Below are 5,522 nucleotides of genomic sequence, written 5' to 3'. Positions count from 1 at the left end.
GGCGGATCCGTCCGCGGTGGGTGGCCGCCGCCGCACTGGCGGGCCTCGCCGCCGCCGCGCTCGGCACCGACCGGGTGGCCGCCGGAGCCGCCGAGGACCGGCTCGCCCACCGCGTCGCCGACCGGCAGCCGGCCGTCGTCGGCACGCCGGAGGTGACCGTCGAGGGCTTCCCGTTCCTGCTGGAGGCGGCCCGCGGCGCCTTCCCGGCCGTCACCGTCCGGGCCGACGCGCACACCGCCGCCGGACTGCCGGTGGCCGCCCGGGTCGACCTGCGGGACGTCTCGGACCGGTCCGGCCACTACACGGCGGCCGGCGCCGAGGCACGGTTCACCGTCCCGTTCGACGCACTGGCCACCGCACTCGGCCCGGACTCCACCGTCACCGCCGACCACGGCCGGCTGCACCTCGCCCGCAGCGTCCTCGGCCTGCCGCTGGAGGTCACCGCCGACGTCCGGCTCACCGGACACACCGTGACCGTCGTCCCGGCGACCGCGACCCTGGCCGGCCGACCGCTCGACCCGGCCGACACCCGCTTCGCCGCGGTCTTCCAGCAGCGCGACCGCACCCTGCCGGAGCTGCCGATCGGCCTGGCCGCGAGCAGCGTCTCGGTGGACGGCGACGGGCTCACCGTCCACGCGAGGGCCGACCGCACCACCCTCACCTGACATCCTCGTTCGACACGCGACCCGCCGTCCTCGGCCCGTCCGGCCCGTCCGGCCCGGTCCACCCGGCGGCGGGTCGCGTGTCCGATTCGGCACCGGCGACCCGACCCGGCCGCGTCCACGACGGGCCCGGGGGGTAGGGGCCTGGCAGCATGCCCTGAAGGCCCCTGTTCGCCGTCGCCGAAGGAGAACCGCCTCCGATGACCCAGCCGACACCGCCGCACCGGCCCGTCCCCGCCCCGCCCGGCCGCCGCACCCCGGCCTGGCTCGCCGACGCCGTGATCTACCAGATCTATCCGCAGACCTTCGCCGACTCCGACGGCGACGGCATCGGGGACTTCCCCGGTGTGCTGAGCCGCCTCGACCACCTGGAACGGCTCGGCGTCGACGTGGTCTGGTTCAGCCCCTGCTTCACCTCGCCCTTCGGGGACGCCGGCTACGACGTCGCCGACTACCTCACCGTCGCCCCGCGCTACGGCACCAACGACGACCTCGTCCGGCTCGTCGCCGAGGCCCGCCGGCGCGGCATCCGCATCATGCTCGACCTGGTGGCCGGTCACACCTCCCACCGGCACCCCTGGTTCACCGCCTCCGCCGCCGACCCCGACGACGACCGCTACATCTGGTCCGACCGGATCGGCGCCCCCGTCTCGCACTGGATCCCCGCCCCCGGCGCCCGCGACGGCTACTACCTCGCCAACTTCTATCCCGTGCAGCCCGCCCTCAACTTCGGCTACGCCCGCCCCCACCCCGACGAACCCTGGCGGCAGGGCGTCGACGCCCCCGGCCCGCAGGCCAACCGGGCCGCGCTGCGCGAGATCATGGCGTACTGGTTCGACCGCGGCATCGCCGGCTTCCGCGTCGACATGGCCTTCTCCCTGGTCAAGGACGACCCCGGGCTCGCCGAGACCGGCAAGCTCTGGACCGAGATGCGCGAGTGGATCGACACCACCTACCCCGACTGCGCCCTCGTCGCCGAATGGGGAGACCCCGCGGTCTCCGTCCCGGCCGGCTTCCACGCCGACTTCTTCCTGCACTTCGTCGGCGACGCGCTCCGCTCCCTCTGGGGCAACGCCCAGGGCAGCCACCGCGCCGACTGGGGCACCGCCCCCTGCTACTTCGCCCCCGAGGGCGGCGGCAGCATGGAGCCCTTCCTCGCCGCCTGGCAGTCCGCGTCCGCCGCCGTCGCCGGTTCCGGCCACGTCGCCCTGCCGACCGCCAACCACGACTTCTCCCGGCTCGCCTGCGGCACCCGCACCCGCGACATGACCGCCCCCGCCTTCGCCTTCCAACTCACCTGGCCCACCCTGCCGACCATCTACTACGGCGACGAGATCGGTATGCGGTACGTGCCCGGCACCCCCGACAAGGAGGGCGCCCAACTCGACGACGGCCAGGTCCGCCAGGGCTCCCGCACCCCCATGCAGTGGGACGACGGCCCCAACGCCGGCTTCTCCACCGCCCCCGCCGACCGCCTCTACCTGCCGATCGACCCGGCCGAGGACCGCCCCACCGTGGCCGCCGCCCTCGCCGACCCGGACTCGCTGCTCCACCGCGTCCGGCGGCTGGTCGCGCTGCGCCGCGCACACCCCGCCCTGGGCGCCGGCGCCGGAGTCGAAGTCCTGCACAGCGGCTACCCGTTCGTCTACCTCCGCGGCGGCACCCACCTGGTGGTCGTCAACCCGCGCCGCGATCCCGCCGAAGCCTCCCTCGCCCCCGGCGTCGCCCCGTCCGGCGCCCGCCCCCTGGAGGTCGACCGGGTCACCGTCGAGGGCTCCCGCATCCGCGCCGAGGGCTTCTCCTACGGCGTCTTCGACCTGCGCACCTGACGCCCGCGGAGGTCCCGCCGGATGCCGTCAGCCGTCAGCCGTAGAAGCCGTGGAACGGCACCAGTGAGAGCAGCGCCCCGGCGAGGGCCGCCAGCAGGCCGAGCCGGATGCCGCCCGCTTCGCGGGTGCGGGCGGGGGCGCTGCGGCGGGTCTCCACCGGTGCGGTGTCGATCTTGGCGAGGGCGATCCGGCCGGCGAACTCCGCGCCGGACCGCCGGCGCACCCGCACGTCCCACGGCCGCTCCGGATCGTGGTCCACGACCACCGTCCGGCCGGCCCGGTAGTCCTCCAGGTCCATCAGGTTCACCACGGCCGTGGCGTGCGCCCGGTACGCGGAACGGCCCGTCGGTGCCACCGTCAGATCCAGCTGCAGCGGGATCTCCGGGCCCTCGCCGACCGCCCGGGACGACTCGATCCGGGCCATCGCGGCCTCCGTCCGCACCGGGCCCGCCACGGCCTCCTGCCGCCGCCGGCGGCCCGCGAGCAGCAGCGCGAATCCGAGCATCGCCGTCCACGGCGCCAGGTTCGCGCTGATCACGATCAGCGTAACGCTGGTGTCCGCGATGCCCGCGGCCACCGCCCCCAGTTCACCGCCGAACAACACGCACAACGCCAGCCCGACCCAGTACACCGCGGCTCCCCCCGGTCGTCCGGCGTGCATCGTACCGGCCGCCGGCCGCACCGGGCCGTGACCGCCCGTCAGCCCTCCGCCGGCTCGGGATCGGGGCGCAGGTGGTGCTCCCAGATCAGGGCCTTGCGGTACGGGCCGTCCCCGTCGACGTCGTACTCGGGCTCGTCGAAGGCGATCCAGTACGCCAGGTCGCCGGGGCGGGCGCGGCGGTGCTCGATCGGCTGCGGCGCGGCGAAGCCGTCGATCGTCCCGCGGAACTCCCGCTGCCACGGCCCCTCGAACGCCTCGTCGCCGACGACGGTGACGCGGCGGCCTGCGGCCCAGGCCCCGTCCGGCCAGTCGTGGGGGAGCGGACGGCCGAGGACGGTCCGCAGTGCTTCGCGGTCCGCGGCGGCGGCCTCGGCTACAGAAGGAACAGAAGGATCACTGGTCATCGGCCGATCCTCACCGCTCACCGCCTGAGGTTCCACAGGTTTTGCGGCCCGCCGGGGCGGGGGCTGCGCGCCCGGAATCGGCTCGGATCCGGTGGACCGCGTGTTCTAGGCTCCCGGGATGGGAAACGACCTTCTCCGCCTCACGGTGCTGGGCTCCGCGCCCCCGTATCCGGCCGCGGACAACCCGTGTTCCGGCTACCTGGTGTCCTGCGGGGGCGGGCAGGTGTGGGTGGACGCGGGCAGCGGGACGCTCGGCCCGTTGCAACGCCACGCCCGGCTGGACGAGTTGGACGCGATCTGGATCTCGCACCTGCACGCCGATCACTGTGCGGACCTGCTCACCGCCCACTACGGCGCCCTGTACGCGGACGTCCGCCTGGCCGCGCCGATCCCGTTGGAGGAGGCCGTACGCCGGGGCCGCGCCGCCGAGGTGGCCCGGCTGGTGGCGGCCGGGGCCGACCCGGAGCAGCCGATCGGCGAGTACCGCGAGACGACCCCGCTCTGCCTGGCGGCCGCGTCCGGGCACACCGCCGTCGTCCGGGTGCTGCTGGCGGCCGGCGTCCACCCCGATGCCCGGAACGGGCTCGGCCACCTGCCCCTCGTCCTGGCCGCGACGGCGGGCCGGGCCGGCCACCCGGCCGCCGTCGACCTGCTGCTGGACGCCGGGGCCGACATCGAGGCCCGGACGAGGGGCCGGACGGCACTGGAGTGGGCCGACGGCTTCGGTCTGACGGAGACGGCCCGCCGTCTGCGCGGCCGCGGTGCCCGTCCCGCCGGGGCCGGGAGCCCTCAGCCGGAGTGAAGGACGCGGAAGCGGTCGGGGGCCGCAGGATCCCGGTCGACGACCTGGACCGGCGGCCAGGCCCACTGCCGTACGCCGATGCCCGGCACCCGGGAGAACCGGATCGTTCCGCGGGTGCCCTCGACCGCGACGTGCGGCCAGGCCCCGGAGACGCCGGTCCGTTCGGTGCCGCGGGTGCGCAGCACCTCGGTCAGGACGGCGATCGTGTCGTAGCCCTCGAAGGCGACGAAGGAGGGGGCCTCGCCCAGCCGTTCGCGGAGGGCCGCCCCGACCCGGGTGCCGAGCGGGCCGAGCCGTTCGGGCAGGTAGCGCAGGAACGGGATCCCGGCGCCGTCCTCGCCCAGCAGTGCCGCCCATGCGGGGAACTCCGGCTGCCCGGCGGGAGCGCCGACGAGGACCCCGGCGAGGCGCGGGTCGCGGCGGACGGCCCGGACGATCGGCACCGCCGGCTCCGGGTCCCCGACCAGCAGCAGGAGGGCGGTCGTCCGCCGGTCGGCGAGCTCCTCGCACAGGTCGGCGGGGGAGAGCGCCCGCATGTCGCACTCGGCGACGGTCGCCCCCCGCGCGGCGAGACGGTCCCGCAGGATGCCCGTCCCGGTCGCCCAGTAGACGCTCGGCTCGGCCGCGACGGCGATGCTGCGGTGGCCCGCGCCGAGGAGGAAGTCCGCGTAGGTCCGCCAGCCGTGGGACTGGGCCGGGGCGAGGCGGGCGACCACCTCGGTCGGCCGATCGGTGAGCGCGTCGAGGACGGCCGACGAGCAGAGGAACGGCAGGCCGAGCGCGTCGGCCCTGGCCGCGGCGGCGCGGGCGACGACGCTGTGGTACTCGCCCACGAGGGCGGCCACGCCCAGGCGGTCCAGTTCGTCCACGGCCGCCGTGGCCCGCTGCGGGTCGGCCGCGGTGTCCCGGACGAGCAGTTCGAGCGGCCTTCCGGCGATCCCGCCGGAGCCGTTGGCCTCGCGGGCGGCCAGGTCGAGTCCGGCGAGCAGGTGCCGGCCCGCCTCGACCCAGCCGGGCCGGGTCAGCGGGACGAGGGCACCGATCCGGACGGGCGGCGCGCCGGTCCGCTCCGCTTCGGGCGGCGATGCTGGCGTACTCATGCGTGGCGTCTCCCGGGTGACGGTCCGTCGTCCGGGCAGGCTACCCGCCGCCGCCCGGGTCGGG

At 76.1% G+C, this 5,522-nt stretch carries 6 protein-coding genes; 3 read left to right on the top strand and 3 right to left on the bottom strand.

What is annotated here, in order from left to right; genetic code table 11:
- A partial coding sequence (locus ABZ641_RS24415) for a DUF2993 domain-containing protein (RefSeq protein ID WP_359984901.1) occupies positions 1-665 on the top strand: 665 nt, incomplete at its 5' end.
- 197 nt (positions 666-862) lie between these two features.
- Positions 863-2,491, top strand: coding sequence for an alpha-amylase family glycosyl hydrolase (locus ABZ641_RS24410; protein ID WP_359984898.1), 1,629 nt, complete (start codon positions 863-865; stop codon positions 2,489-2,491).
- 34 nt (positions 2,492-2,525) lie between these two features.
- On the opposite strand, the gene ABZ641_RS24405 is transcribed toward ABZ641_RS24410, so the two are convergent.
- Positions 2,526-3,122 (bottom strand): hypothetical protein, encoded by a 597-nt coding sequence (locus ABZ641_RS24405; protein WP_359984896.1) that lies wholly within the window; start codon positions 3,120-3,122, stop codon positions 2,526-2,528.
- 68 nt (positions 3,123-3,190) lie between these two features.
- On the bottom strand, positions 3,191-3,556 hold the full coding sequence (locus tag ABZ641_RS24400; protein WP_359984893.1) for a ferrous iron transport protein A: 366 nt from the start codon (positions 3,554-3,556) through the stop codon (positions 3,191-3,193).
- Between the two features lie 118 nt (positions 3,557-3,674).
- Here ABZ641_RS24400 and ABZ641_RS24395 point away from each other — a divergent pair, with 118 nt between their 5' ends.
- Positions 3,675-4,358, top strand: coding sequence for an ankyrin repeat domain-containing protein (locus ABZ641_RS24395; protein ID WP_359984891.1), 684 nt, complete (start codon positions 3,675-3,677; stop codon positions 4,356-4,358).
- Here ABZ641_RS24395 and ABZ641_RS24390 read toward each other — a convergent pair.
- Positions 4,346-5,458: an ABC transporter substrate-binding protein gene (locus ABZ641_RS24390; protein ID WP_359984889.1), complete on the bottom strand. Its 1,113-nt coding sequence runs from the start codon at positions 5,456-5,458 to the stop codon at positions 4,346-4,348. The genes ABZ641_RS24395 and ABZ641_RS24390 overlap by 13 nt on opposite strands.
- Between the last annotated feature and the right edge of the window lie 64 nt (positions 5,459-5,522).

Source organism: Kitasatospora sp. NPDC007106 (assembly GCF_040634455.1).
Lineage (GTDB): Bacteria > Actinomycetota > Actinomycetes > Streptomycetales > Streptomycetaceae > Kitasatospora > Kitasatospora arboriphila.
Note: the sequence above shows the minus strand (reverse complement) of the source record. Positions and strands in the feature narration are given on the sequence as shown.

Coding starts and splice junctions, on each gene's coding strand:
- ABZ641_RS24410 (WP_359984898.1), top strand. CDS start 863: ATGACCCAGCCGACACCGCCGCACCGGCCCGTCCCCGCCCCGCCCGGC.
- ABZ641_RS24390 (WP_359984889.1), bottom strand. CDS start 5,458: ATGAGTACGCCAGCATCGCCGCCCGAAGCGGAGCGGACCGGCGCGCCG.
- ABZ641_RS24395 (WP_359984891.1), top strand. CDS start 3,675: ATGGGAAACGACCTTCTCCGCCTCACGGTGCTGGGCTCCGCGCCCCCG.
- ABZ641_RS24400 (WP_359984893.1), bottom strand. CDS start 3,556: ATGACCAGTGATCCTTCTGTTCCTTCTGTAGCCGAGGCCGCCGCCGCG.